This is a genomic window from Catenovulum sediminis, assembly GCF_007289895.1.
GTDB classification, from domain to species: Bacteria; Pseudomonadota; Gammaproteobacteria; order Enterobacterales; family Alteromonadaceae; genus Catenovulum; species Catenovulum sediminis.
On sequence record NZ_CP041660.1, the window covers coordinates 3,272,100 to 3,298,594 of the forward strand.

The 26,495-nt window shown below is 40.0% G+C and carries 26 protein-coding genes; 15 read left to right on the forward strand and 11 right to left on the reverse strand.

The window, feature by feature from the left end; all coding sequences use genetic code 11:
- Positions 1–22: 22 nt before the first annotated feature.
- From FNT16_RS13985 to FNT16_RS13995, 3 genes are all read right to left on the reverse strand, one after another.
- A complete protein-coding gene (locus tag FNT16_RS13985) occupies positions 23–790 on the reverse strand; it encodes a hypothetical protein (RefSeq protein ID WP_143872151.1) in 768 nt (255 codons plus the stop codon).
- A 107-nt stretch (positions 791–897) separates the two neighbouring features.
- On the reverse strand, positions 898–1,530 hold the full coding sequence (locus FNT16_RS13990; RefSeq protein WP_143872978.1) for a sensor histidine kinase: 633 nt from the start codon (positions 1,528–1,530) through the stop codon (positions 898–900).
- A gap of 59 nt (positions 1,531–1,589) precedes the next feature.
- Entirely contained in the window at positions 1,590–3,209 is a 1,620-nt protein-coding gene (locus FNT16_RS13995; protein ID WP_143872152.1) for a response regulator, read from the reverse strand.
- A 164-nt stretch (positions 3,210–3,373) separates the two neighbouring features.
- On the opposite strand from FNT16_RS13995, the gene cysB reads away from it, so the two are divergent.
- Complete coding sequence (cysB, locus tag FNT16_RS14000) at positions 3,374–4,348, forward strand: HTH-type transcriptional regulator CysB (RefSeq protein WP_143872153.1); 975 nt, start codon at positions 3,374–3,376, stop codon at positions 4,346–4,348.
- A 4-nt stretch (positions 4,349–4,352) separates the two neighbouring features.
- On the opposite strand, the gene FNT16_RS14005 is transcribed toward cysB, so the two are convergent.
- Positions 4,353–4,931: a CoA pyrophosphatase gene (locus FNT16_RS14005; protein ID WP_185976605.1), complete on the reverse strand. Its 579-nt coding sequence runs from the start codon at positions 4,929–4,931 to the stop codon at positions 4,353–4,355.
- Positions 4,932–4,952: 21 nt separating this feature from the next.
- The gene (pabB, locus tag FNT16_RS14010; RefSeq protein WP_143872979.1) at positions 4,953–6,335 is read right to left on the reverse strand and encodes an aminodeoxychorismate synthase component I; all 1,383 of its coding nucleotides are present in this window, start codon (positions 6,333–6,335) and stop codon (positions 4,953–4,955) included.
- A 109-nt stretch (positions 6,336–6,444) separates the two neighbouring features.
- Between pabB and FNT16_RS14015 the strand changes: the two genes are divergently transcribed.
- A complete protein-coding gene (locus FNT16_RS14015; RefSeq protein WP_143872155.1) occupies positions 6,445–7,974 on the forward strand; it encodes a fumarate hydratase in 1,530 nt (509 codons plus the stop codon).
- A 74-nt stretch (positions 7,975–8,048) separates the two neighbouring features.
- Here the strand turns inward: FNT16_RS14015 and FNT16_RS14020 are convergent, their stop codons facing one another.
- From FNT16_RS14020 to FNT16_RS14040, 5 genes are read right to left on the reverse strand one after another with little or no spacing between them, the layout of a single operon-like run.
- On the reverse strand, positions 8,049–8,933 hold the full coding sequence (locus tag FNT16_RS14020; RefSeq protein ID WP_143872156.1) for a carbon-nitrogen hydrolase: 885 nt from the start codon (positions 8,931–8,933) through the stop codon (positions 8,049–8,051).
- A gap of 13 nt (positions 8,934–8,946) precedes the next feature.
- Entirely contained in the window at positions 8,947–9,990 is a 1,044-nt protein-coding gene (locus FNT16_RS14025; RefSeq protein WP_143872157.1) for an agmatine deiminase family protein, read from the reverse strand.
- Positions 9,987–10,589, reverse strand: coding sequence for a PilZ domain-containing protein (locus FNT16_RS14030; RefSeq protein ID WP_143872158.1), 603 nt, complete (start codon positions 10,587–10,589; stop codon positions 9,987–9,989). Before FNT16_RS14030 ends, FNT16_RS14025 begins: the two co-directional genes overlap by 4 nt.
- Positions 10,589–11,647, reverse strand: a complete 1,059-nt coding sequence (locus tag FNT16_RS14035; RefSeq protein WP_143872159.1) for a tetratricopeptide repeat protein — start codon at positions 11,645–11,647, stop codon at positions 10,589–10,591. The genes FNT16_RS14030 and FNT16_RS14035 overlap by 1 nt, the downstream gene beginning before the upstream one ends.
- Positions 11,648–11,654: 7 nt before the next feature.
- Positions 11,655–12,398: a CheW domain-containing protein gene (locus tag FNT16_RS14040; protein WP_143872160.1), complete on the reverse strand. Its 744-nt coding sequence runs from the start codon at positions 12,396–12,398 to the stop codon at positions 11,655–11,657.
- A gap of 151 nt (positions 12,399–12,549) precedes the next feature.
- On the opposite strand from FNT16_RS14040, the gene FNT16_RS14045 reads away from it, so the two are divergent.
- The 6 genes from FNT16_RS14045 to arsB all read left to right on the forward strand — a co-directional run bounded on the left by FNT16_RS14045 (position 12,550) and on the right by arsB (position 16,784).
- The gene (locus FNT16_RS14045; RefSeq protein ID WP_484051818.1) at positions 12,550–13,341 is read left to right on the forward strand and encodes a bestrophin-like domain; all 792 of its coding nucleotides are present in this window, start codon (positions 12,550–12,552) and stop codon (positions 13,339–13,341) included.
- A gap of 160 nt (positions 13,342–13,501) precedes the next feature.
- Entirely contained in the window at positions 13,502–14,017 is a 516-nt protein-coding gene (locus FNT16_RS14050) for a YgjV family protein (protein ID WP_143872162.1), read from the forward strand.
- 179 nt (positions 14,018–14,196) lie between these two features.
- On the forward strand, positions 14,197–14,532 hold the full coding sequence (locus FNT16_RS14055; protein ID WP_143872163.1) for a metalloregulator ArsR/SmtB family transcription factor: 336 nt from the start codon (positions 14,197–14,199) through the stop codon (positions 14,530–14,532).
- 16 nt (positions 14,533–14,548) lie between these two features.
- A complete protein-coding gene (locus tag FNT16_RS14060; RefSeq protein WP_143872164.1) occupies positions 14,549–15,019 on the forward strand; it encodes an arsenate reductase ArsC in 471 nt (156 codons plus the stop codon).
- Positions 15,019–15,738, forward strand: a complete 720-nt coding sequence (gene arsH, locus FNT16_RS14065) for an arsenical resistance protein ArsH (protein ID WP_143872165.1) — start codon at positions 15,019–15,021, stop codon at positions 15,736–15,738. The genes FNT16_RS14060 and arsH overlap by 1 nt, the downstream gene beginning before the upstream one ends.
- Positions 15,739–15,749: 11 nt before the next feature.
- A complete protein-coding gene (arsB, locus tag FNT16_RS14070; protein WP_143872166.1) occupies positions 15,750–16,784 on the forward strand; it encodes an ACR3 family arsenite efflux transporter in 1,035 nt (344 codons plus the stop codon).
- On the opposite strand, the gene FNT16_RS14075 is transcribed toward arsB, so the two are convergent.
- Positions 16,759–17,502 carry an AraC family transcriptional regulator gene (locus tag FNT16_RS14075; RefSeq protein WP_143872167.1) on the reverse strand — a complete coding sequence of 248 codons (744 nt, stop codon included), beginning with the start codon at positions 17,500–17,502 and terminating at the stop codon, positions 16,759–16,761. The two genes, arsB and FNT16_RS14075, sit on opposite strands and share 26 nt — an antisense overlap.
- Positions 17,503–17,752: 250 nt before the next feature.
- Between FNT16_RS14075 and FNT16_RS14080 the strand changes: the two genes are divergently transcribed.
- From FNT16_RS14080 to FNT16_RS14110, 7 genes are all read left to right on the forward strand, one after another.
- Entirely contained in the window at positions 17,753–18,919 is a 1,167-nt protein-coding gene (locus FNT16_RS14080; protein WP_221935031.1) for a Gfo/Idh/MocA family protein, read from the forward strand.
- 33 nt (positions 18,920–18,952) lie between these two features.
- A complete protein-coding gene (locus tag FNT16_RS14085; protein WP_143872168.1) occupies positions 18,953–20,005 on the forward strand; it encodes a sugar phosphate isomerase/epimerase family protein in 1,053 nt (350 codons plus the stop codon).
- 10 nt (positions 20,006–20,015) lie between these two features.
- Positions 20,016–21,278, forward strand: coding sequence for an MFS transporter (locus FNT16_RS14090; protein WP_143872169.1), 1,263 nt, complete (start codon positions 20,016–20,018; stop codon positions 21,276–21,278).
- Entirely contained in the window at positions 21,275–21,883 is a 609-nt protein-coding gene (locus FNT16_RS14095) for a gluconate 2-dehydrogenase subunit 3 family protein (protein ID WP_143872170.1), read from the forward strand. Before FNT16_RS14090 ends, FNT16_RS14095 begins: the two co-directional genes overlap by 4 nt.
- A gap of 34 nt (positions 21,884–21,917) precedes the next feature.
- Positions 21,918–23,645 carry a GMC oxidoreductase gene (locus FNT16_RS14100; RefSeq protein ID WP_143872171.1) on the forward strand — a complete coding sequence of 576 codons (1,728 nt, stop codon included), beginning with the start codon at positions 21,918–21,920 and terminating at the stop codon, positions 23,643–23,645.
- A 73-nt stretch (positions 23,646–23,718) separates the two neighbouring features.
- Positions 23,719–24,588 (forward strand): sugar phosphate isomerase/epimerase family protein, encoded by an 870-nt coding sequence (locus tag FNT16_RS14105; protein ID WP_143872172.1) that lies wholly within the window; start codon positions 23,719–23,721, stop codon positions 24,586–24,588.
- 95 nt (positions 24,589–24,683) lie between these two features.
- Positions 24,684–26,321, forward strand: a complete 1,638-nt coding sequence (locus FNT16_RS14110; protein WP_143872173.1) for a carboxylesterase/lipase family protein — start codon at positions 24,684–24,686, stop codon at positions 26,319–26,321.
- Positions 26,322–26,495 lie beyond the last annotated feature (174 nt).

The following is a 26,495-nucleotide window of genomic DNA, read 5'->3' on the forward strand; positions in this document are numbered from 1 at the left end:
TCTATATAACGGATAAACTAAATCACCATTTCTTTTTCGGTTGAAAAAGCATATCTAAATCATCTTTCTCTTCAGCTTGCTTTTTCAAACGGTCACGTGCATTTGTATTTTTTAGCTCTTCGTTTATGGTTGCCAGAATCTGATCTAATTCTGCTTTGCGTGTGTTAGTGTAATCGTCTCGAATTGCTTGAGAAGTGATTGTAGCCAATGCTTTTTCATAGTATTGACGGGCAGAGCCTAACATTTTTCCCTGACGAGCAGATTGGCCGCGTTTCATTAAGCTCTCAACATTGATGCGCAGTTGCAATCTGTCTAGACGTTTATCTTCATTCATGAAAAGATGGGTATCCACTTTCCCTTTGCTGTGTTCTGCACGTAAAGCGTTGCGCAGTTTTTTGATGCTCTGAATTAGTGCAATGGTCGCACGTTCATCGTCCGGTAATACGAAGCTCTCTTCTGATTGAACCTTTTCGGTCGGATCCATATTTTGTACACTACCTTCAGCATCACGTACTCTTTGACGTAACTCTGTTGATTCAGGCATGATTTCATACATATTTTTAACCGCGTCCAATATGCGCTGATGTAATACCAGCACTAATTGAGGGCTTACCGGAATATTGCCAATACTCATGAGCAGGCTTTCGGTTTCTTCGATTATATTTTTATACTTAGCGATTTCACTTCGCTTTTCGGCCTCAACTTTTTCTTTGTGCTGTTGGACAGCATTGATAATAATGGCCAAAACGACGAGCGCGACTACAAGTGCTATTACAATAGAAAAAATCATTACAAATCCTGATTGATAACGTTTTTTGTTGTTAAATTATTAACCAACTGATACTACAAGAATAATCCCAATTAGTCGACTTGCAAACAGAAGTTTGTTAATTTGTTTTACGGAAGTATCAAAGTAAATACACTGCCGCCCAATTTACCACCATTTTCTAGCATAATCCGACCTTCTTTGTTCTGGTTTTTGTGAGCCTTTGCAATCATCCTAGCAAAAAATAAGCCTAAACCCGTACGGCCGGTATCAAAATTTAAATCTTGCATTGGCAAGTCAATCAAATCAATCATCTCTTGTGGATAACCATCACCATTGTCTTGAATATGAATATGTAATTCATCGTTGATGATTTCTGTAGAAATAACAATAGTGTCTTTGCTGTAGCGCATCGCATTTATTAAAATGTCATTTAGCATGTTGCCAACTAGATCCATGTCTAAATACCAGGCTAATGCTTCATCGTTATCTATTTCGATTGTTAATCCTCGTTTTTCGATATAGATTTCGTTTTTTGCAATCATTTCTTCGATTAAGTCATCGATATAATGCTCTTCTATCGTCATGGGAAGCTGGTGCTTTTCTGCTCGATACAGCGACAAAAGTTGCATAAGGTTTGTATTTAAACGTGATGCCTCATAGTGCAGACGTGCAAGCTCTTCAGCTTGTTCTTTACTTTGATGTGACGAAGATTGGCTTAACTGATCGATAGATTGAATAAGCATACAGAGGGAGTTTTTCATGTCATGGACAGCGGATGCCAGTACGCTGGAAAAATCGATTGGGGTTTCGTCACTCACGTTTAGACCTCTTTTTGTTGTTGGATGTGTGTTGGCTTTTGATTAATAAAGCGTTTTAGTTCATTTCTGAATATGGTAAATCTTTGATCTGAAGGATCGAGCGATTTTAAGTGATTTATACATGTTTCTAGTATGTCACTATATTCATTTTGATTAGATTGTAAATTTATGTTTTTGCCTAATACAAGCAATAGTTTAATGGCTATGTTGCTATTAAAAGGCGCATATGAAAATGCTTGTGTCAGCAAGCTCTGCTGCTCAGTAAGCATGTTATTTGAATTACAAACCTTGGCTTTTTCATAAAGTTGATTCGCTTTTAAAACATTGATAGCGAGTCGCTTATGGCAGTTTGTCGTTTTGCAGTAATCTTGTATAGCTGGCGAGTCTGCTAATAAATATGGGTACTCAGTTAATATGTAAACAAGCTGATATTTAAGAAAGCTACGACATTTTGCGTGATTTTCAAGCTTAACTAATGCTTCTATTTGTTTCAGCGTGGTATTGAGGGTATCTAACTGTTCGCTCACCTTAAGATAGATACATTTGCTTAGTAACAAAGCGGTTTGAAATTGACTTTGACCTTGCGTAGATTTATTCGCATTTGAGTAGGCTGTTTGATAGTCGTTATGATAATAGCTTTGCTGGCGCCCGTCGCATGCGCTTATTGCTTGGCATAATACATTTAAATACTTCAATGTATCTTCTTCTAAATGAGTTGGGGTGAGCGGTATCTGATTGTTGATTTTTTTTCGATACAAAACTGCTTTAGCTAGGTCATTATTTTGTTCGGCTAAAAGTGCAGCCACGCGATAGCGATATGTTGAGGCTATAGCGAGTTGAATGGCATGTTCAATTTCCTCAAAAGCTTGTTTAAACTCACCTAATGCCATAAATGCTTCACATTTAAGATCTCGAGCACTGACCGAATTTGAGTTGGTTGTTAATACTAGATCTATACTTTCAATTGCTTTGGTATATTGCCCCAGACCGATTAAGCATTTTGCATGATTTATTAAAACCCAGTTTGTCGCTCGTTTTGTTATTAATGCATCTAATAGTTGTAATGCATTGTGGTATGCGGCTATTTTCAAATAGCAATCAATTTTTAACTGCAAACAGCTGAAACTGTACTGGTTTTTCCCCTTGATATAATCGTTGCAGGCTTGTATTGCTAGATCATATTTATGCGAGTTTTGAAGTTTTAAAATATCATTAAGCTCGTTTTTTTGATCAAGGATACGATCAAGTTTTTTGCGTAAGATCTGGCGGTTAAATGGTTTAGTTAAATAGCCGTCTGCTTGGCAATCAATCGGTGTATTAATATTACTGAAATTATCAGCAGATATAATCATAAAAATACTTTCAGCTTTAAGTAGCTCACGATATTTTAATGATTCCATTAACTGCTGGCCATTAATGCTATTCGGGCCTAAATTAAAATCACATAAGATAATGTCATGACGTTTTTGTTGATAAAGCGAAATAGCGGTTTCTGCATTGGCAGCCATATCTATATCTTGCGCACCAATACCATTAAGAATGGATTTAAGAGAAGTGCGAAATTCTGCAAAATCATCGACCAGTAAAAAACTTAACTTAGTGTAACGATTGAGTCTGTTCATGCTGGATTAACGATGCCTTTAGAAGTCTTGTATATTGAATTTAGAATATTTTTGCCAATTAATCATCGTATTTTGAATTTTCTAGGTATAAACTTTATAAAAAGTAATAAAACTCTGATATTGTATTCTCTAATAGAATATAGGATGTAAATGGCGGTGGGCGCATGAAACTTCAACAGCTACGCTATATTGTCGAGGTTGTTAACCACAACTTAAATGTTTCGGCAACAGCGGAAAGTTTGTATACATCACAACCAGGCATTAGCAAGCAAGTGCGAATGTTGGAAGATGAACTAGGTGTTCAAATTTTTGGACGAAGTGGTAAGCATTTAACCCATGTGACGTCTGCCGGGCGAGAAATTGTCCATATTTCTCGAGAAATACTCTCTAAAGTTGAAAGTATTAAATCAGTATCACGCGAGCATACACTGCCAGATCAAGGCAAGTTAAATATAGCGACGACCCATACACAAGCTCGATATGCGCTACCTGAGGTTATTAAAGGGTTTATGCAGAAATACCCTAAAGTGTCTTTGCATATGCATCAGGGAACCCCTTCTCAAATAAGCGATGCTGCGGCAAAAGGTGAAGCAGATTTTGCTATCGCAACAGAAGCACTGCATTTATACAATGACTTGATTATGTTGCCTTGTTATCACTGGAATAGAAGTGTGGTCGTAACGCGTGACCATCCATTAGCGAAAAAGAAAACTATTACGCTTGAAGACGTAGCCCAACATTCAATTGTGACTTATGTGTTTGGTTTTACAGGGCGTTCTGAACTAGACAGTGCTTTTAGTAAAGCTGGATTAGAGCCTAAAATTGTATTTACAGCAACAGATGCCGATGTCATTAAAACTTATGTACGCATGGGCGTTGGGGTCGGTGTGATGGCGACTATGGCGGTTGATAAACGAAATGATCTAGATTTAGTTGCAATTGATGCATCTCATTTGTTTAGGCCGAGCACAACTAAAATTGGATTTAGAAAAGGCACATTTTTACGCCATTATATGTATGATTTTATCGAAAGGTTTGCCCCACATTTAACCCGAGATGTGGTGGATAAAGCCATTGCACTTAAAAATGCCGATGAAATTGATGCAATGTTTAAAGACTTAAAACTGCCCGTTAAGTAAACGATTATTTTAGTATCATAGACAGCTGTTTTAATATGGCAGCTGTTGCCCCCCAAATAAAATGTTCATTGTATTGAAACGCATATACTTGATGGTAACGGTTTTTAATTTTGACAGAGTAGCAAGCCCAATCCGTTTGTTGCAATAACACTTCTAGCGGTAAATAAACTAGGTGTCTAACCTCCTGATAGTTGAGTTTGAACTGGGCATGCTCGGCAATAAAACCTGTATATGGAGTAATACTAAAGCCCGAAGGCGTTTGAATTTCGCTCAGCTTATTAATGATAGAGACTGCGTTTATATCAACACCTATTTCCTCAAAGGTTTCTCTCAGTGCCGTATCTGCTAATGTCTTGTCAGTGGGATCCTTTTTGCCACCAGGAAAACTAATTTGATTTGCATGGTGGCGTAAAAAGCCTTGCCTTTGTGTAAGTACAATGCAAAGTTGATCATTAAAACTGAAAATAGGGACAAGCACCGCGCTGGCTTTTAGTGTTTGCCCTTGCATTAATTGTCGGCGGCCATCATTTAATTCAGGTAACACAGACAGTTGCAATTTGTGTAATATGGTTTGCTTGTACACTAATTAATTGTCGACGTTGCTTTAGTTACGTTTTAACACGGGTAATATTTGGCTCAGTTTATCGAAAGTCTCGTTATATTCGCTGAGACAATTTGAATCATAAACTAATCCGCCGCCCCCCCAGCAATGTACTTTATTTTCTTTCGCGACTAAGGTTCGGATTGTGATATTGGTGTCCATATTGCCGCGCCAATCAATAAAGCCAATTGCACCGCAATAAATGCTACGGCGGTGCGGCTCTAGCTCTTCGATAATCTGCATCGCTCTAATTTTGGGCGCACCGGTAATACTCCCACCCGGAAAGCAAGCCCTCAGTAAATCAAAGGCATTTTTATCATCTTTTAGTTCGCCGGTGATCGTACTTACCATATGGTGAACAGAAGGGAAACTTTCTATGTCAAAAAGTTTAGGTACTCTGACACTGCCAGCTTGGCAAACTTTTGAAATATCATTGCGCAGTAAGTCAACAATCATAAGATTCTCGGATCTATCCTTTTGTGAATCTTTTAATTTAGCTTTATGCAAGTTGTCTTGTTTTAACGATTGACCTCTGGCTATGGTTCCTTTAATTGGATTGGTTTCGACTTTTTGATTGGTTACTTGTAAAAAACGTTCGGGTGAGATTGATATGACGCTGGCATTTTCTGTTCGTAAAAATGCAGAAAAAGGCGCTTTGTTACGTTCTCTTAATTTTAAGTAAGCGGACCAAGCATTGCCTTGAAAGCTAGCCGTAAACCTTTGAGCTAAGTTAATTTGGTAGCAATCACCTTGGTGTAAATATTTTTTTACCTGCTCAAATTTATCACGGTAATCGGCTTCACTCATATTGGCTTGCCAGTCAGATGTGAGTGCAAACGTTTCAGCGGGTTGTGCTGTCGACTGTTCAAATTTTTGCAACCAGCGTTCAACACGTTTTAATTTTGGCTGATAATCCAGTGCAAACCAAGTTTTGGTTTTGTTGTCTTTAATGATGGCCCAATCATAAATGCCCAGCATCATATCAGGTAAATTGATGTCTGCCTGAGCAGTTTCTGGCAAGTTTTCTATTGCTCGGGCGAGATCATACGTAAACCAACCAACACTTCCGCCTGCAAACGGTAAATCTGTTTCTACAAGTGATTTCGGCATCAGTTCAGCGTGTAAGCGGCGTGCAACTTTAAAAGGGTCATCTTGACTTTCACTGGTATAAAGCCCTTGTAGCAATTTTGTTTGAGTGATGCCATTTTTATAAGTTAATCGTGCCAGAGGTGCAGACAACAATATATCGTATCGGCTGTGTTGATGCTCTGCGTTAGCTGAGTCTAAAAATATTGCGCCATTTTCATCTGCAACCACCGAAAATAACAATGCCGAATCTAAATCTGACGGCAATTCTAATTGAGATATGAAGTGACTGTTATTCATTGTGTCTGACATTTTTCGTTGAATTGTTATATAGCCATTGGCGTGAGTTGGGATGAAGGTTATCATATTGGCATTAGAAAAGAAAAACACAAACACCACGAGGTACAAAATGAGTTTAATCCGTCAGCAGGACTTTATTGATAGCATAGAAGATGCGCTTCAGTTTATATCTTACTACCATCCACTGGATTATATCAAAGCAGTTGAGCAGGCATATGAAAAAGAAATTAACCCAGCTTCTAAAGATGCTATGGCGCAGATTTTAATAAATTCACGAATGTCTGCAGAAGGCCATCGTCCCATTTGTCAAGATACGGGTATCGTGACTTGTTTTGTTAAAGTGGGTATGCAAGTTCAGTGGGATAAACATGATTTAACTGTGCAGCAAATGGTTGATGAAGGTACTCGCAGAGCCTATATGAATCCGGATAATCCATTACGTGCCTCGATTGTTGCAGACCCAGCCGGAAGCCGCAAAAACACTAAAGACAATACCCCCGCCGTCGTGCACATTGATATGGTGGCAGGCGATAAAATTGAAGTGATGATTGCGGCGAAAGGGGGCGGTTCTGAAAATAAATCTAAAGTGGTTATGCTTAACCCCAGTGATTCTATTGTTGATTGGGTATTAAAAACATTGCCGACAATGGGGGCGGGTTGGTGTCCTCCGGGGATGTTAGGTATAGGGATTGGTGGTACTGCAGAAAAAGCAGCGGTACTTGCAAAAGAAAGTTTAATGGACCCCGTTGATATTCAGGCCTTGGTTGACAAAGGTGCAGAAAATGCAGAAGAAGCATTGCGCTTAGAGTTATTTGATAAAGTCAATAAATTGGGTATCGGCGCGCAAGGGTTGGGCGGTTTAACAACTGTGGTTGATATTAAAATTAAAAGCGCACCGACACATGCGGCGTCAAAGCCAGTCGCTATGATCCCGAATTGTGCTGCAACCCGACATGCTCATTTTTATTTAGACGGTTCCGGACCGGCAGAATTTACTCCACCAAAATTGGAAGATTGGCCTGAAGTAACTTGGGAGCTGGGTGAAAACGTACGTCGAGTCAATTTAGATACAGTGACAAAAGAGGAAACTGCGCAGTGGAAAGCGGGTGATACTGTTTTGCTATCCGGTAAAATACTAACCGGCCGTGATGCAGCGCATAGACGTATTAAAGAATATTTAGAGCGTGGTGAAGCATTGCCGAATGGCGTTGATTTTAACGGTCGTTTTATTTATTACGTCGGCCCAGTTGATGCTGTGGGCGATGAAGTAGTCGGTCCGGCCGGCCCAACTACCGCAACTCGAATGGATAAATTCACTGAAATGATGCTGGATGATTGTGGTTTGATGGGGATGGTTGGTAAAGCAGAGCGTGGCCCAGCAACCGTAGAGTCGATTAAAAAGCATAAAGCGGTTTATTTAATGGCGGTTGGCGGCGCGGCTTATTTGGTTGCTAAGGCAATTAAAAAATCACGTGTGGTGGCGTTTGAAGATTTAGGTATGGAGGCTATTTACGAATTTGAAGTAGAAGATATGCCGGTAACTGTTGCTGTTGACTCTAATGGTAACAATGTGCACCAGACAGGCCCAGCCATTTGGCAAGCTAAGATTGCAGAGTTAGATACAAAATTGAAATCGTAATTGAATTTTCAACTGAAAAAGCTCAGGCCGGATTCGGTCTGAGCTTTGTTGATATTAATATTTATCTGCATTATTTATTTTCGGTAAATTTTGCTTAGATCAGCGTAATGATCAATTCGTCTGTCTCTCAAATAGGGCCAAATGCGTCTCACATTTTCACTCCGTGACATATCGATGTCGGCAATCAGAATTTCTTCTTCACTATCACCTGCATGCGCTAAAATCTCACCTTGAGGGCCAGTCACAAAGCTATTTCCCCAAAATCGAATGCCTTCACTTTGCTCACTTGGATCAGGCTCATGACCGACACGATTACAGGCAATGACCGGGACACCATTGGCTACCGCATGAGCTCTTTGTACTATTACCCAAGCATCTAGTTGGCGTTGCTGTTCGTCATCTTCATCTGTTGGATCCCAACCAATAGCCGTCGGGTAGATTAGCAGTTCAGCGCCTGCCATTGCCATTAATCTGGCGGCTTCAGGAAACCATTGATCCCAACAAACTAACACACCCAATTTACCGACACTGGTATCAATTGGCTCGAACCCTAGATCACCAGGGGTAAAATAAAATTTCTCGTAAAATCCAGGGTCGTCTGGAATGTGCATTTTGCGGTATATTCCGGCAATTTCACCATCACTTTCAAATACCACCGCCGTATTGTGATAAATACCTGCCGCTCTCTTTTCAAATAAAGAGCTTACAATGACAATGTTTAATGATTTAGCCACTTCTGCCAGTTTATCGCTTGTTGGGCCGGGAATAGATTCAGCCAAATCAAACATATCTACATTTTCGGTTTGGCAGAAGTATAAACTGCGATGAAGCTCCTGCAAAACAACCAGTTTTGCCCCTTTTGCTGCGGCTTCTTTTATACCTGAAATGGTTTTTTCTAGGTTATGCGTCGTATCAGAAGTATTAGAGTGTTGCACTAAAGCGACTTTTAATGATTTCATAAATCCTCCCGATTCAAGGTTGATTGGCTAAAAAGCCTTTGGGGAGTTGCATCGTTATACAATGCAAACTTCCGTATTGTTCAATAATAGCACGGCAATTGATGGCTATGACTTGATGTGAAGGAAAAGCGCGCTGCATCACTTCAATGGCCTGCGCGTCTTGTTCGATACCATAAACGGGAAGCAATACTGCATTATTGATAATTAAAAAATTCGCGTAGGTTGCTGGTAGTCTATTACCCTGTTTATCAAATTGCGCGCTGGGCCAAGGTAACTCAAATAATTGATATGCTTGATTGTTGCTATTGGTAAATTGTTTAAGCTGCTGAGCCATTTTGTTTAGTGATGCAAAATGTGCATCTGTAGGATCATTGCAACCTTGGTAAACAAGCACATTGTTTGGCGCAAAACGGGCAAGTGTATCAATGTGCGCGTCTGTGTCGTCACCTTCTAGTTCTCCATGCTCTAACCATAAAAATCGTTTGATGTTGAATAAATCAGCCAACTTATCTTCAATTTGCGCTTTGCAAAAGTTTGGATTGCGGTTTGGGTTGAGTAAACAAGCCTGAGTAACCAATAAGGTGCCTTGCCCGTCAGTTTCGATCCCACCACCTTCTAAAACAAATGGAATGTTTTTTTGTTGTTTGATGTTCAGTTGTTTAAATATGGCCGTATTAATTTTGTTGTCATTTTCGGCTTCAAATTTGTTGCCCCAACCATTAAAGGTAAAATCAAGGGCGAAAATTGTGCCATTATCATTCGTTAAGGTTATCGGACCATGGTCCCGGGCCCAAGTATCATCGGTTGCACAAATGACCCAGCTAATTTTAGCTACGTGTACCCCGGCATCGGTTAATTTTTGCTGCACTTGCTGTTGTAAATCACAGCTGTGACAGACAATCACGAGTTTTTGAAAACGAGCAATTGTGCTACAGATTTCAATATAAACAGGCTCAACTTGTTCTAATACTTCAGCCCAATCGGTTTGAGCATGTGGCCATGTAAGCATGATGGCATCTTGTTGATGCCATTCTGGTGGTAGTCTGTATTCGTTCATTTATTATCTTTAGCTGAATTGGCTCTTTGTTGTGCCAATTGTCTTAAATGTTTGCTTTGTTGATGCAAAGCAGCCCTGACCAAAATTTCTCTATCTTCATCGCGAATTTGAGTGTATACAAACTGATATTCATATAGGTTTTCGCGCTGTTGGATATCAATAATTTCGGCGAAGCAGTATACGGCAGAAGCTTCTTCTGGCATAAATATTTTTAAGCGAAAACTTTGCTCTAATAACCATTTTTTTTCATTTATTAGGGTTAATCCACCTGCACCGAAGGTCTGGGTTTTATAGCGAGATTCTGCATGATCTTCTTGCAACAGTAGGTGCGACATAATCAAATCAATTTTTTTGGCTTGTATGTTTAAAAGGTCAACCAATTCGGCCGTATGGTTGCCGTAACTGTGGCTTTGTTTAATATTCATCGCATCTAAGCTGTTTATTTGTGTTGCCAGTTTAAACGGGTAGGGGATTTCTTCTAAAAAAGCTTCGTCATCGGGTATTGCTTCGTTGTCAGCAAACGCTTCTAAATTGATGTTTAACGCAAGTGGTAAGGTAAAAAACTCAGTAAACAGTTGTTTTTTTTCTTCTAATGTCATTATTTCTCTCTGGCGTCATGCACGATTTGTGTTTGTTTTAATTTTATTTGAATCGCCAGTGCATCAGCTAGTTGTAATGCATTGGTATATTCTTCTGGGTGTTTTATCTGTACTTGCTGGATTTTAATTTTAGCGGGTTCAAAGTGATATTCAGAGGCCAGATACAACCAAGCAATGCCTTTTTCGATATTTTTTTCGACACCTTCACCCACAAAGTAACAACGCCCGAGCGCGCCCATGGCTTTGCTGCTGCCTAAAAATGCTGCCAATTCAAAGTTTTTAACTGCAACAGAATAGTTTTTTTCATCTCGAGCGTGAAATGCAATTTCCAGGAGTTTATTGATTTCTTCATTAAGGCTTTCACTGTCGTTTGGTACTGTGTTTTTATGCGTTTCTTCAGCCGGTGGTATTTTTTCTTTATTTTGTTCCGATTGGTCTGCCTGACTAGCCAACAGGTTGTTGTCTGGCGTAATATCTTTTTCAGCAATTGTCCCTTTGTTTTTTAATGCCAAGATGACCGCATCGTAACGGGAGTTGAGTTTAGCTATGGTGTCTTGTTGGGTCACGATTTGATTCTGATAAAACTCAGCGTCTTTTTCTAATCTATGGATGCTGGATTGCAAATGTTGCATTTGTTGCTTGTAATGGATTGCAAATTGTTTTATCTGTTGCTGATGCTTTTTTTCAAGCAGTGCTATTTGTTGTTTATAGGCGCTTTCCAAATCATTTTTATGTTCGTCTTTAACCGCTTCAACGCGTTTAAACATGGTATTTAAACTGGTTTCATAAGCGCGTCTTAGATCGTCAAACCAGCGGAATAAAGTGCCGGGTATTTTTTCTTTTTCAACGACTGTAGCTGATGCCGGAAACAAATTAATAATTTGTCTTTTATCGACAAAGATTTCACCATCAATTGATTGAGTCTTGAGGGCTTTAGGGTTGTCTTGATATTTACGAAAGGTATCTTGAATTATAGCGAGTGACGCACCTGTAATTTCAGAAGCTTGTTCTAATGTAATCCAATCTATTTTATTTTCTTGTATTGGGTGTTGGCTCATATTCGGTTTACTGTGCTGTATCAACAACTAATTTTGCATAAAATGCTTCGGGTTTTAATAATAAACTGTTTTTGTTTGCATGAGTCAATAAACCTTGCAGCATATTTTTAACGCGAGGGTCAATATTACCTGTATGGAATTCGAGGTTTTCTAAAGGTTTAATATTATCCTGACGAACCTGTAACGAGTCTGATACTTCATCAACGACAAAACCGGTTTTCGGCGTATGGCCATCTTGAGTCGTGTAAACTGTGACGGGTTTATGCGTTATTTCTATCAACTCATAAACCATACCAAGCTGCTGCAGTAGTTTACGTATTTTTTGCTTTGTAGCTTCTTGATTGTCGTATTCAATCTTAATTTTTTCTATTTCTACTAAAGTTTGTTGAGCTTGCTGTAAAAGTTCTTTTATTTCGGGATGAGTGGCATGTAAATTCCTTAATTCCGGTAGTTCAGCGTTCAAAGTTAAACGACTTTTATCACTGTCTACCAGTGTTTGTTGGATATTGTTTATCGCGTTTTTGACACGCATTGATAAAGATTGATTGATTTCTTGGGTTGTTGTGCCGTTCATCGCTTTCCCTAAATCATATATAGGTGTTGCTACCCCCATAAACTCTTTCATGCCTAAGAATGAAGGATCTTGCGAGGGGACTGGCGTTTCGTCCTGCATATATTTTTCTGTTAACAGAATATCTAAAATGTTAAAGGCCACAAACTGGTCGCCAACTCTAAAATTAACAACTTCCATACTCTATTATCTTTTTTACAATTTAAGTCATTTAACTCTAGCTCTAGTGGTTTAAATTACAAGCAAAAAACCATGTTTGACTGCATAATGATTTGCTAAATTTATCTCTTACCGTTAATTTGTATTTTTAGGAAACTTCCCAACTATGGTGATGCAATTCGTGTACAGTATACCCAGCCCAATAATCGCATTATGTTTGTTTTTTTTATTACTGCTAATAAATGAGATCGCTTTTAGATTTGGCAGAATAATGCAAGCGAAAAGCGATAGTGACGTGAAAACGCTCACCAGTGCGATACAAACCAGTACACTTGGTTTGTTGGCTTTATTGTTGGGCTTTACGTTTAGTATGTCGATGCAAAGATACGACCAACGCAGTCACGCGTTAATAAACGAAACTGCTGCGATCGAAAAAGCCAGTTTTCAGGTGCAGATGTTGCCGGAAGATATGCAAAATAAAGCGTACAGCATGTTAGAGCGATATTTGGCTCTGCGCATAACGATTGGAGAAGTGGATATTACCCAAGTCGAACGTCGTGCTCAACTCAACGTAGAGATTAATCAATTGCATCATGCAATGTGGGACCTGGCAAAAGAAGCTGCAAAACTGGATGCCGAATATTTTAATGCAAGTTCCTATTTTTCTGCCATAGAAGGTTTAATTGAGGCTCAGTCTAAACGTAATGCACTATTACAAATTAGGGTGCCAGAAGTTGTTTTATTTTTATTATTTTGCGTGTTTTTATCAGCCGGTGGGATTTTAGGTTATTCCAGTGGTCTCAGTAATAAACGCATTTTAGTGCCAACTATGATAGTAACATTTCTCATTACTTTAATTATCACTGTGATTATTGATTTAGATAGGCCTAAACGTGGACTTATACAGGTTGATAAATCCAGTCTGCAACAATTGTCGAAAGAGTTAAAAAGCAGCAATCGCTAATGCATGATAATAAACATTCTCGCTTACTTAAATTGCGATGTCTACCGGTGGCATTTTGCTTGGGAATATGCGAAAATACGCGTCTATTGTCCTAGTTCAGCTAACCAGTCGGTTTAGTTGCGACTTTAATTCAATCTTATAGCGTGGTTTTACTCTTTATATGAATGAAATGCTGATCCCTCAGTTATTTGGCCTATTTAGCTTTATTTTGGGGGCTTTTTGCTTTATGCAAAAAGACGACAAAAAATTTAAGTGCATAATGTTGGTGCTGAACATTAACCATTCGATACATTTTATCTTAATGGGGGCCGTGACCTCTGCGTGCTCAACGTTACTTGGAGCGCTGCGTACCGCAACATCGATGAAAACTGCTTCTAAAAAAGTCGCTTATCTTTTTATTATTGCTTTGATTGTGGTGAATGCGCAATGGGCACAATACTGGTACGATTGGTTATCCGTTTTGGGCGCGTCATTTGGCACCTATGGATTATTTTGTTTGCGCGGTATTCAAATGCGAGTGGCGTTATTGATTGGTTCAGTCATATGGCTGGTAAATAATATCATTGTAAACTCGATTGGTGGCATTATGCTTGAGTCTATGGTGATTGGTATCAATTTATCGACCATGATTAGGCTATACAAAGCGCAAAATAACGAATTGTCTCTGCAAAATTAATAAGTTTATATCACTAATATACCTGCATCTATACCTGTATCGCTTTTATAAAATTTCTTGAATTCGACACCTCAACACCTCAACGCCGGGCAGTCCAAATTGAAAACTAATGTAGTCTCGCATTGACATATGGAATTTCATATATATGATATTTCATATGTGTTTAGTGGGAATTAAATATGTTATGTCCTTTAACATTTTATAAGTGTCTTTCTGAAGATACGCGCTTGAAAATTTTGCTGTTGATTGCCACTCGAGGCGAGTTGTGTGTTTGTGATTTAACCACTGCATTGCAACTAAGTCAGCCAAAAGTATCCCGTCATTTGGCGGAGTTACGCAAATGTGGTTTGTTGTCTGATCAAAGAAAAGGCAAGTGGGTTTATTATCAATTTAATCCAGACCTGCCGGATTGGGCTGTAGATGTGCTGCAAAACACAGCTAAAAATAATTCGCAATATATCGATTCGTTGTTGTCTATGTTGGATACCCAGCAGGACACTTGTACCCGTTCTTAATTTATAGGTTTTAATAATGAAAATTTTATATATATGTACGCATAACCGTTGTCGTAGCATTTTATCTGAGGCAATCAGTAACCATTTTTCAGATGGTAAATTAGAAGCTAAAAGTGCGGGTAGTCAACCGTCTGGCGAAGTGCACCCTTTATCACTTAAGTATTTGCAAGAAGCGGGTATTGCTACTGAAGGTTTGCAAAGTCAATCTTGGGATGAGTTTGAAGATTTTGCGCCTGATATTGTTGTTACTGTGTGTGATTCAGCAGCCGGTGAGGCTTGCCCTGTCTGGTTTGGCAATAGTGTAAAAGTACATTGGGGTTTATCAGATCCTTCTAAATTAGAAGGCTCTGAAAGTGAAAAAGCAGAAGCATTTCGCGCGACGATTGCTGAAATTAAATCAAGAGTAGAGGCGTTAAAGTCGATTTCAGTTGATGTCAGTGAGCAGACTGCATTGCGCGCTGCATTAAAAGAATGCGGGGCTGTGTAATGTCAGATATAGATTTATCATTACCTAATGTTGATGAATCGCAGTTTCAAGTGCCTAGCTTGGATGCAATGAAGCAACAATATAGTCAACATAAACCTCGGATCTTATTATTGTACGGATCGCTAAGAGATCGTTCTTATAGCCGTTTGGTTATTGAAGAATGTCAGCGTTTATTAGAAAAAATGGGCGCTGAAACGCGCATTTTTAACCCGTCTGGTTTACCTCTACCCGATGATGCAGACGCAGAGCATGAAAAAGTGCAAGAGCTACGCGAGTTAGCAATGTGGTCCGAAGGGCAAATATGGTGTTCACCGGAAAGGCATGGAGCGATGACGGGTATCATGAAAAGCCAAATTGACTGGATCCCATTAAGCTTGGGTGGCGTTCGACCAACACAAGGGAAAACACTTGCGATAATGCAGGTTTGTGGTGGAAGTCAGTCGTTTAATGCGGTTAATCAGATGCGTATTCTAGGCCGCTGGATGCGTATGTTAACCATTCCTAATCAGTCTTCTGTTGCCAAAGCATTTTTAGAATTTGAAGAAGATGGCCGGATGAAACCCTCCCCTTATTACAATCGCATCGTGGACGTCGTTGAAGAGTTGATGAAATTTACCTTGCTTACTCGTGACAATGCATCGTATTTGGTTGACCGTTATTCTGAACGCGTCGAATCGGCCGAGCAGGTTAGTCAGCGCGTAAATCAAAGATCAATTTAGGAGGTTTACCTATGGGAATTTTCGAACGCTTTTTGTCGGTCTGGGTCGGTCTAGGGATTATTGCTGGTGTATTCTTGGGCAGTATCGCGCCACAAGTTTTTAGTCAGATAGCCGCATTTGAATATGCACATGTAAACATAGTGGTCGCAGTTTTAATTTGGCTAATGATTTATCCTATGATGGTGCAGGTTGATTTTTCGGCAATTAAAGATGTCGGTAAAAAACCAAAGGGGATCATCTTAACACTGGTTATAAACTGGTTGATTAAACCTTTTTCAATGGCGGCGTTAGGTTGGTTGTTCTTTAAAGTGTTTTTTGCAGATATGGTCGATGCACAAACTGCCAATGAATATATCGCCGGTATGATCTTGTTAGGGGTTGCGCCTTGTACCGCGATGGTGTTTGTTTGGAGCCAGTTAACCAAAGGGGATGCAAACTACACTTTAGTGCAGGTGTCTATTAATGATGTGATTATGATATTTGCCTTTGCGCCTATTACCGCATTTTTACTTGGTGTAACGGATATTCAGGTGCCCTGGCAAACCTTGTTGCTGTCAGTGGTATTATACGTGTTATTACCATTATTAGCGGGTGCGATAACCAGAACCAAGCTGGACAAAAAAGATGATCACAGACGGTTAAATTCATTTTTGGCCAAAACTAAACCTTGGTCAATTGTAGGGCTAATTGCCACGGTCGTATTGCTATTTGGTTTTCAGGCCGAAACCATTTTGGCTAAACCACAAGCCATTGTTTTGATAGCTATCCCATTGCTAATTCAAACCTATGGCATATTTGCGATAGCTTATTTTGCCGCGAAAAAAATGAAACTGCCGCACAATGTTGCTGCACCGGCTTGTATGATAGGCACCTCAAACTTTTTTGAGTTGGCCGTGGCGGTTGCGATATCACTCTTTGGTTTACACTCGGGTGCTGCGTTGGCAACAGTTGTTGGTGTTTTGGTTGAAGTACCTGTGATGTTGTCTTTGGTTTATTTTGCCAATAGAACACGCCATTGGTTTACGGGCTCTGATACGAGCGCCTAAATTCAGAGGGTGTCTCTGCAAAAAAGTTTGTGAATTGCCGGGTAAAATAACTCGGATCTGTGTAGCCAGTTTCACTGGCTATTGCAGAGATTGGCATAGCTGTTTCAGTTAACAGCCTTCTGGCATGTTCAAGACGTACCTCATTTATGTATTGTTTCGGCGTTTTATGTAAATATTTTTTAAAACGCCTTTCTAATGCACTAACTGACAAGTGTGCTATTTCAGCTAGTTCTACAATACAGATGTTTTTCATATATTGCGCTCGAATATATTCCACCGGAATTTTTAACGCATGCATGCCACTTAACGCACGAGAAGTTTTTTCTAAATGACGCGACGTGCCATATGAGCCGATGATGTTATTTGTTTGATCAAACAGCGGCCGTTTTGAGGTTGTAAACCACCCCAAGTCACCCGATTTTAAGATATTCATTTCCAATCTATCGTCAACAAGTTGACCAGCCATCACTCTTTGATCGTCCATGACAAATTGTCTTGCTAAGTGAGTTGGTGCGAAATCATAGTCACTTAAACCAATTGCTTGCTCTAGATTATTAACCCCTATATGCGCTTGAAAAGACTTATTCGCATAAATAATTTTGCTATCGGCATCTTTAATCCAAAACAGAATATCGGGTAACAAATCAAACATACTGATGAGTTGTTGAACGCCAACCTTGTCTAAAAAATCATCTATTTCTGTGTGTTTTAATGACATTTTTTGCTTCTTAATTAAACGATTAGATATTTGTAATTTTGCAAATTGTTTTCAATTTTGAGATGAATGTATAGTTTCGACTGCAAAGTTGCAAACACAAGTATGATAGCAGCTTGTAATAAAGTCAGCCAGCTCAACGCCGAATTAGTCCTAATTTAGACCGATTTACTTCTAACGAATTGTATTTAATTTAAACTAACATGGTTAACAATGAATTAACCTTGTTGTCGAGTTTAAAAGGGGAAGACAAATGCAAAAGATTAGAATGGGCATGGTTGGCGGTGGGCAGGGCGCTTTTATTGGCGCAGTACACCGCATGGCTGCAAATTTAGACGGACAGATCGAACTGGTGTGCGGTGCATTTAGTAGTACTGCTGAACGTTCAAAACAATCTGGTCGCGCATTGTTTTTAGATGACTCGCGCTGTTATAGCAGTTATCAAGAAATGTTCGAAGTTGAGTCAAAGTTGCCTGCCGATAAGCGCATGCAGTTGGTAGCAATTGTTACACCAAACCATTTACATTTTCCGGTTGCCAAAATGGCAATTGAACACGGTTTTCATGTGATGTCAGATAAACCAGCTACTTTTACCTTGGAAGAGGCTTTAGCACTTGAAGAGATTTTAAATGCGCATGATGTGTTATACGGGTTAACACATACTTATACCGGCTACCCAATGGTTAAAGAAGCAAAAGCGCTCATTAATGCAGGCAAAATCGGTAAAGTTAGAAAAATAGTGGTTGAATACCCACAAGGTTGGCTGGCTGAAGCACCGGACCAAAGTAACAAACAAGCAATTTGGCGTTTAGACCCAAAACAAGCTGGGATCAGTTGTTGTATGGGCGATATTGGCGTGCATGCTGCCAACTTAGCAGAATATATGTCAAGCCTTGAAATTACTGAACTATGTGCTGATTTGGTTGCTACGGTTGAAAACAGAGAACTAGATGATGATGGCACCGTACTTTTAAAATTTAACAATGGTGCACGTGGTGTGTTGATGGCAAGCCAAATATCCGTAGGTGAAGAAAACAATTTAAAAATTAGAGTATATGGTGAAACGGGGGGGCTGGAATGGTCTCAGCAAGAACCGAATTCTCTGATCCTAAAAGATTTGCACGAACCAAACCAAATATTACGCGCCGGTATTGGTCAACAATCTGAATTTGCGACTGCAAATATGCGTACACCGGCCGGTCATCCGGAAGGGTATCTGGAAGCTTTTGCAAATATCTATCGCAATTTTGCACAGCAAATTAGAGCCTTTGAAGAAAAACAAACGCCCGATGAAATTGCTCAGGATGTCCCAGGCATCAAAGAAGCTGTGCGCGGTATGGCATTTATCGAAAATGTCGTTGCGGCCAGTCAGTCAAACGAAAAGTGGCATGCGTTTAGTATTGCACCGAATAATAAGTAAAAGAATAATTAAATTAATAGGAGCATCCGTCTCATGAGTCAAATTAAAGGTCCTGCTATATTTTTAGCACAATTTGCAGGTGATGAAGCGCCATACAATAACTTGTCTGATATATGTAACTGGGTTGCCGGTATGGGATATAAAGCCGTGCAAATTCCAACTTGGGATAAACGTTTGTTTAATCTTGAATTGGCCGCAGAAAGTAAAGATTATTGTGATGAAGTACAAGGTATTGTTGCCCAACACGGTCTTGAAATCAGTGAATTGTCTACGCATTTACAAGGTCAATTGGTTGCGGTACATCCGGCATACGACACAATGTTTGAAGGTTTTGCGCCTGAAGAATTAAAAGGTAAACCAGCTGATCGTACTGAGTGGGCAATTTCTCAGCTTAAAGCAGCAGCTAAAGCCAGCCAAAATTTAGGCTTAACCGCACATGCTAGTTTTTCTGGTGCGTTATTATGGCAAACCGTTTATCCGTGGCCACAGCGTCCAGCTGGATTAGTTGAACAAGGTTTTGCCGAATTAGCGAAACGTTGGTTGCCGATACTCAACGCGTTTGATGATGCTGGTGTAGATGTTTGTTATGAACTCCATCCGGGTGAAGATTTACACGATGGTGTTACCTTCGAAAGGTTTTTAGAAGCAACGGGTAATCATGCGCGTGCAAATCTTTTATATGATCCAAGTCATTTCGTGTTACAGCAACTAGACTATCTGTCATTTATCGATATTTATCATGAACGCATTAAAGCTTTCCATGTGAAAGATGCCGAATTTAATATGAACGGTCGAAGCGGCATATATGGCGGTTACCAATCTTGGGTTGATCGTCCAGGACGTTTTCGCTCTTTAGGTGATGGTCAGATTGATTTTAGTGGCATTTTTAGCAAATTAACACAATACGGATTTTCAGGTTGGGCTGTTTTGGAGTGGGAATGCTGCCTTAAACATCCAGAGCAGGGAGCGAAAGAAGGGGCTGAGTTTATTAAAAAGCACCTCATTCGCCGCGCTGAAAAAGCTTTTGATGATTTTGCATCCGTCGGTGCAGATGAAGCGTTAAACAACAAAATACTCGGGTTATAAGGTAAATACTATGATGCAGATTAATCGTTCAAGATTGTTTATTGCAAGCTGTATTGCACTGGCCGTAACCGCAATGACGTTTGCAATTCGTGCTGGTATATTGGGCCAGCTCAGTGACAGCTATGGTTTATCAGATACAGAATTAGGTTGGATCAATGCGATGGCTTTCGCCGGCTTTCCTGTTGCAACTATGCTAGGTGGCTTTTTATACAATCTGATGGGCGCTAAAAAATTATTAATCGTCGCGTTTTTCTGCCATTTGTTGGGTTTGATTTTAACAATGGCTGCTGATGGCTTCTGGTTATTAATTATCTCCAGCTTCTTTATTGGTTTTGCAAATGGTTCGGTAGAAGCGGGTTGTAATCCACTGATTGCCGATATGTACCATAAAAATAAAACAACCATGCTGAATAAATTTCATGTTTGGTTTCCAGGTGGCATTGTAATCGGCGCTTTAATTTCTAAATTTATGACAGATGCAAGTTTGGGATGGGAATTACAAATTGCGGTTATGTTATTACCAACCGTCATTTATGGTTATTTAATGTTGACTCAGAAATTTCCTGAAGCAGAAAATATTGATAATTCGACCTCGCATAACATTAAAGCATTAGCCTCTCCATTGTTTATTTTTATGGTGCTGTGTATGACTTTAACGGCGACAACAGAGTTGGGTACACAGCAGTGGATTGAACGTATATTGGGCGCATCGGGTGCTTCTCCTATGATTATCATGGCGATGGTCACGGGATTAATGGCAGTAGGCCGTTATTTTGCTGGCCCCTTGGTACATACGTTGAATCCAGTGGGTATTTTATTAGCTTCAGCTATCGTATCGACGTTAGGGATCTATACTATGAGTATCGCAACGGGCAATATGGTTTATTTCGCTGCGATTTTGTTTGCTTTAGGGGTTACTTACTTTTGGCCGACCATGATAGGTTTTATAGCTGAATATCAGCCTAGAACGGGCGCCTTAGGCATGTCGCTAATAGGTGGCGCTGGAATGTTTTCAGTGAGCATGTGGAATCCGGTTATCGGAAGCTGGATTGATGAAGGTCGCGTTCAGGCGGCAAGCCAGAATTTGGTTGGTCCTGCCGCCGAATTAGCGGCTGGACAGGCAACCTTGTCCAATTTGACCTTATTTCCATTGGTATTAATTGTTGCGTTTGGCGGCTTATATATTTATATGCGCAACCGACCAAAGCCGCAATCGGGCCATAGCGAGGGTGAACAATCTTCTAACATTGACAACGCAGAGGGGGCCGCATGAGCGACTCGTTAAACTTAAAACGGCGTTCGCTTTTACAAGGTTTAGGAGCTGTGCTTGGCACAGCTGCTGCCTGTAATTTGCTTGGCGGAAACGCCATCGCTATTGCAAATGCTTATACACCAAAACCAAACAGTCACAAGTTAGCTGGCGAAGTTTTTTCGCAACCACAGATGCAGATGTTGCGGGATATTTGTGCACATGTGATCCCGAAAACCGATACGCCAGGTGCAGTTGATGTGGATTGTCATGGTTTCGTTGATCATCAACTCAAACATGTGCATGAGCAAAGTGCACAATCGTCTGCGACTGCAATCTTGGATAAAATAAATCAAGTTTGCCAAACCCGATTTAGCAAAGGTTTTATTGAGCTAAACGATGCGCAACAATTGGATATATTACAACAAGTTGAGACTCTTCAGGGAGCTTTTTCTAAGCAGGATGAAACCGGTTTTAAGCTGGTTAAGTCCTTGATCGTCTTTGGCTACTACACATCGCAAGCTGGGGCGATGCAAGAACTGCGTTATTTGCCGGTACCAGGTGGTTTTAGAGGCTCGGTACCTTATAAAGATGTGGGCACTGCTTGGAGTTCTAAAGCGTATTATTAAGCTTTTCACGATAGATTTTTAACGAGAGCAATGTATGAAAAAAGAAACTTACATTAACGAATCTAACGAAGTATATGATGCAATCGTTATTGGTTCTGGTATTACCGGCGGTTGGGCTGCAAAAGAGCTCACCGAGCGTGGTTTTAAAACATTAATGATTGAACGTGGGCGGGTGGTTGAGCACCGGAAAGACTATATTGCTGAAGGAAAAGGCCCGTGGGAGTTTCCGCACAGAACTAAAGTTAATAACCTACTGGTGGAAGAACAATACAAAATACAAAGCCAATGTTATGCCTTTCATGATGGTACTAAACATTTTTTTGGCAATGATAGGGATTTACCCTATAGCACAGCAGAAGGCACCGATTTTAGCTGGATCCGGGCGAATCAGTTGGGCGGGAAATCATTGCTGTGGCACCGGCAGTCTTACCGATTAAGTGATTATGATTTTACCGCAAACCTAAAAGACGGCATTGGTAATGATTGGCCGATCCGCTACAAAGATTTAGCGCCTTGGTATGATTATGTCGAAAAATTTGTCGGTATTAGTGGCAATTATGACAATTTACCTCAGTTACCAAACAGCCAGTTTCAACCGCCATTTGAAATGACAAAACCGGAACAAGACTTTGTAAAAACCATGGCCGAAGTGTATCCAGATCGTCCGGCTATAATGGGACGTTGTGCACACCTTACTGCGCCGCAAAAAATTCAGGTTGAGCTTGGAAGAATGAAGTGTATGGCACGTAATGAATGCCAAAAAGGCTGTTCATTTGGCGCATACTTTTCAACGCAAAGTGCAACCTTACCGGCTGCAGCGCGTACCGGCAATTTATACATAGCGCCGAACAGTGTCGTCGAAAGCCTTATATACGATGAAAAAACCAACAAGGTTAAAGGTGTGAATGTGGTTGATAACGACACACTCAAAACACGCGAATATTACGGCAAAATTGTATTTTTGTGCGCGTCGACATTAGCCAGTACGCAGATAATGTTGAACTCTAAATCTCGTAAATTTCCAAATGGTATTGCAAATAGCTCAGGCGTATTGGGTCATTATTTAATGGATCATAATTATAACGCGAGAGCTTATGCAGAGATTGATGGTTATGAAGACGAGTATTACATGGGGCGTCGGCCAACCGGAATTTATATTCCAAATTTCCGCTATGAGCCTAAACGTTATCACAAAGACTATAAACGTGGTTATGCCTTATCAGGCGGTGCAGGCCGCAGTGACTGGCAAGGGATGGCAAAAAGCAACGGATTTGGGGTTGATTTCAAAAATAAGCTGAAACACCCGGGGAAATGGGGCATGTCGTTGGGCGCTCAGGGCGAGATGCTGCCAAATAGAGAAAATCAAATGACATTGCATAACAGTAAAAAGGATAAGTGGGGGATACCGCAAATACACTTTAATTGTAAGTGGTCAGAAAATGAAAAGCGCATGATGGAAGATGCCGCACAAACTGCCGCACAAATGTTAGAAAAAGCAGGTTATAAGAATGTACAAAGTTCTTTCTCAGAGCGCCCGCCAGGGATTGCCATTCATGAAGTGGGTACGGCGAGAATGGGACGCGATGCAAAAGAGTCTGTTCTGAACGGTTACAACCAGTGCCATGATATTGATAATTTGTTTGTCACCGATGGTTCTGCTTTTTGTTCGTCAGCCGTAGTTAATCCGTCTTTAACCTTTATGGCGTTGACAGCCAGAGCGGTTGATTATGCAGTGAAAGAAGTTAAAGCCGGACGTTTATAAACGCTTAATCAATACAACGAATAATAAATTACACAATACACAAAATATAAAACGAAAAGAGAAACTTACTACTATGAAAATATTTAATAATATTGGCTTGGTTGCCTTAATTTCAGCCAGTTTAGTGATGCTAGGCTGCACAACAAAACAACAGAATACGAGCGAGGAAAAAATGCCAAAGATCAGTGTTCAGCTATGGTCTGTCAAAGATCAGGTTTCAGCAGACTTTAAAGGGACATTAAAAACACTGAAAAATATGGGATTTGATGGCGTTGAATTTGCGAGGAATTTTGGACCTTATGAACAGGATCCTAAGGGGTTGAAAACCTTTCTAGACGAAATTGGATTAGTTGCCAGTGGGGCACATGTTCCGTTTGAAGCATTAAATGAACAGAATTTTACTCGGACTGTCGCATTTTACAAAACAATAGAATGTCCGATGTTGATCATCCCCTACGACGAGCGCGCCTTTAGTGATGATGGCATTGTTTGGGTAACAGAAGAATTAACCCGTTTATCAAACAAGCTAGCTGAACATGATATCAAGGTGGGTTATCACAACCATGCGCAAGAGTTTAACCAGTATCAAGATTCAACTTATTGGGACTATTTAGCGCAAAATACCCCTAAATCGGTTGTCTTGCAGCAAGATGTGGGTTGGACGACCTATGCAGGATTAGATCCGGTAGAATATGTTAACAAATATCCTGGGCGTACATTGACAACACACTTTAAAGTGCGATTACCTGAAGGTACGCAAGGCAAATCACCCATTATTGGTCAAGATACCATTGATTGGTCTGCGTTAATTGAAGCTAACGTAAAAGCAGGTGGCACCTTATGGTTTGTCGTCGAACAAGAAGAGTACCCAAATAATATGACGCCTCTTGAAGCAGTTCAGGCTTCTAAAATGGGTTTAGATAAGTACTTAACAAATTTTTAATATATACTCCTTGTGACAACCATTAAGTTGTCATTGAATATAAACAAAAGCAAGCTAGATATGTCGGCTTGCTTTTGATTTTATCGGAGTTAAAAATGTCACGTGTTATTCAGAGTTATCTATCTTTTTCCCCAGTAAAATTTATTTTCCTACTTTCTGGTTTTTTATTCGTAACAACATTGAGCTATAGCAATTCGCTGCACGCCAACGCAAACGAAAACGCGATTCAAATGAAGATGCCCAGCGGGATAGTTGAAGGTGTAGAAGACTTACAAGCTCAACTATATATCTTTAAAGGTGTACCTTATGCACAGCCGCCCTTGGGAGGTCTTAGGTGGAAAGCGCCAGTTAAATTAGCGAGTTGGACGGGCATAAAAAAGACAACTCAGTTTGCTCCGCGTTGCATGCAACTGCCAATATTTGACGACATGATGTTTCGCTCTGAAAAGGTAAGTGAAGATTGTTTATACTTAAATATTTGGGCACCCGTCGATGCTACAAAAAAAGCAAGGAAGTTACCCGTGTTGGTGTACTTTCATGGCGGTGGCTTTATTGCAGGATCAGCTGATGAAGCGCGTTATGATGGCACGAGTATGGCAAAATTAGGGATGATTGTTGTGACTGTGAATTATCGCTTAGGCGTGTTTGGTTTTTTTGCTCACCCACAATTAACACAAGAATCCCCTCACAAAGCATCAGGTAATTATGGATTTTTAGATCAAGTCGCAGCATTGCAATGGGTAAAGGATAACATAGAAGCTTTTGGTGGCGATCCACGGCATATTGTTATTGGTGGAGAGTCTGCAGGTTCAATTTCAGTCAGTGCATTGATGGCATCACCATTAAGTAGAGATCTAATGAAAGCTGCAATTGGGCAAAGTGGTTCAATGCTTGGATTAGATTTTACCCATAGAACAAGAGAAGAAGGTGAATCAGAAGGAGAGGCGATACAGCAAGTATTAAATTTAAAAAATATTGCTCAATTGAGAAATATGGATGCACAAAGCTTATTAAAAAAAGTCTCAGATGCGCAATATGTTTGGTTCAGGCCTGTTATAGATGGATATTTTTTCCCCCAGTCTGCCGAGCATTTATACAACAGTGGCGAGTTTGCCAAAGTACCTTTGTTAACAGGCGTCAATAGCCAGGAAGATAGCTACAAAGCGATTTTAGATGAACCTCAATGGCAAAAAAATATTAATAAAAATAATTATATAGCAGCGCTTAAAAAACATTACCCGCAAAATTGGCAAGCCATTTTAAACTTATACCCAGCAGAGAAGGCCGAGCAAATTAAAGACGCCGCACAAGATTTGGCCAGCGATCGTTTTTTAAGTTTTAGTACTTGGCTTTGGGCTAAACAGGTGTCTAGCCATTCTCGCCGACCCGTATATTATTATTTATACGCACGCCCAAGGCCCGCTCCGTCAGTTGAGAGAGGAGCGGTACATTCGGCTGAAATTGAATATGCACTCGGTAATCTTGGACTAAACCCGACTTATCAATGGCAAGATGACGACTATCAAACTTCAAAAGTCATGCAAAGCTATTTTGCTAATTTTATAAAAAAGCTCAGCCCTAATATGGGAAACGGAGTTGATCATAAATTGATGCTGATACCTTGGCCAAACTTTAGTAGAGGCAAGCGGCTTGTGATAAAAGCAAAGCCAGAGCTTGAATCCTTAGATCAGTATCAAGCACGATATATGCTTTTACAACGTTTAGCCCAGTAGTTGATTTAATTTGTAAAATATATGTGTTAATTTGGGTAATCGTTTAACTAAATAAATCCATTTAAATCAATGAAATACTGTTTATTTAACTTTTTGTTGGGAAATAATGCTTGTTAAGCGTTTACCTTTGTGTGTATTATTGTGTTGCGTTTATGTTAAATAAAACAACAAGGG

Coding starts and splice junctions, on each gene's coding strand:
- FNT16_RS13985 (WP_143872151.1), bottom strand. CDS start 790: ATGATTTTTTCTATTGTAATAGCACTTGTAGTCGCGCTCGTCGTTTTG.
- FNT16_RS13990 (WP_143872978.1), bottom strand. CDS start 1,530: ATGAAAAACTCCCTCTGTATGCTTATTCAATCTATCGATCAGTTAAGC.
- FNT16_RS13995 (WP_143872152.1), bottom strand. CDS start 3,209: ATGAACAGACTCAATCGTTACACTAAGTTAAGTTTTTTACTGGTCGAT.
- cysB (WP_143872153.1), top strand. CDS start 3,374: ATGAAACTTCAACAGCTACGCTATATTGTCGAGGTTGTTAACCACAAC.
- pabB (WP_143872979.1), bottom strand. CDS start 6,335: ATGAATAACAGTCACTTCATATCTCAATTAGAATTGCCGTCAGATTTA.
- FNT16_RS14015 (WP_143872155.1), top strand. CDS start 6,445: ATGAGTTTAATCCGTCAGCAGGACTTTATTGATAGCATAGAAGATGCG.
- FNT16_RS14020 (WP_143872156.1), bottom strand. CDS start 8,933: ATGAAATCATTAAAAGTCGCTTTAGTGCAACACTCTAATACTTCTGAT.
- FNT16_RS14025 (WP_143872157.1), bottom strand. CDS start 9,990: ATGAACGAATACAGACTACCACCAGAATGGCATCAACAAGATGCCATC.
- FNT16_RS14030 (WP_143872158.1), bottom strand. CDS start 10,589: ATGACATTAGAAGAAAAAAAACAACTGTTTACTGAGTTTTTTACCTTA.
- FNT16_RS14035 (WP_143872159.1), bottom strand. CDS start 11,647: ATGAGCCAACACCCAATACAAGAAAATAAAATAGATTGGATTACATTA.
- FNT16_RS14040 (WP_143872160.1), bottom strand. CDS start 12,398: ATGGAAGTTGTTAATTTTAGAGTTGGCGACCAGTTTGTGGCCTTTAAC.
- FNT16_RS14045 (WP_484051818.1), top strand. CDS start 12,550: ATGCAATTCGTGTACAGTATACCCAGCCCAATAATCGCATTATGTTTG.
- FNT16_RS14050 (WP_143872162.1), top strand. CDS start 13,502: ATGAATGAAATGCTGATCCCTCAGTTATTTGGCCTATTTAGCTTTATT.
- FNT16_RS14055 (WP_143872163.1), top strand. CDS start 14,197: ATGTTATGTCCTTTAACATTTTATAAGTGTCTTTCTGAAGATACGCGC.
- FNT16_RS14060 (WP_143872164.1), top strand. CDS start 14,549: ATGAAAATTTTATATATATGTACGCATAACCGTTGTCGTAGCATTTTA.
- arsH (WP_143872165.1), top strand. CDS start 15,019: ATGTCAGATATAGATTTATCATTACCTAATGTTGATGAATCGCAGTTT.
- arsB (WP_143872166.1), top strand. CDS start 15,750: ATGGGAATTTTCGAACGCTTTTTGTCGGTCTGGGTCGGTCTAGGGATT.
- FNT16_RS14075 (WP_143872167.1), bottom strand. CDS start 17,502: ATGTCATTAAAACACACAGAAATAGATGATTTTTTAGACAAGGTTGGC.
- FNT16_RS14080 (WP_221935031.1), top strand. CDS start 17,753: ATGCAAAAGATTAGAATGGGCATGGTTGGCGGTGGGCAGGGCGCTTTT.
- FNT16_RS14085 (WP_143872168.1), top strand. CDS start 18,953: ATGAGTCAAATTAAAGGTCCTGCTATATTTTTAGCACAATTTGCAGGT.
- FNT16_RS14090 (WP_143872169.1), top strand. CDS start 20,016: ATGATGCAGATTAATCGTTCAAGATTGTTTATTGCAAGCTGTATTGCA.
- FNT16_RS14095 (WP_143872170.1), top strand. CDS start 21,275: ATGAGCGACTCGTTAAACTTAAAACGGCGTTCGCTTTTACAAGGTTTA.
- FNT16_RS14100 (WP_143872171.1), top strand. CDS start 21,918: ATGAAAAAAGAAACTTACATTAACGAATCTAACGAAGTATATGATGCA.
- FNT16_RS14105 (WP_143872172.1), top strand. CDS start 23,719: ATGAAAATATTTAATAATATTGGCTTGGTTGCCTTAATTTCAGCCAGT.
- FNT16_RS14110 (WP_143872173.1), top strand. CDS start 24,684: ATGTCACGTGTTATTCAGAGTTATCTATCTTTTTCCCCAGTAAAATTT.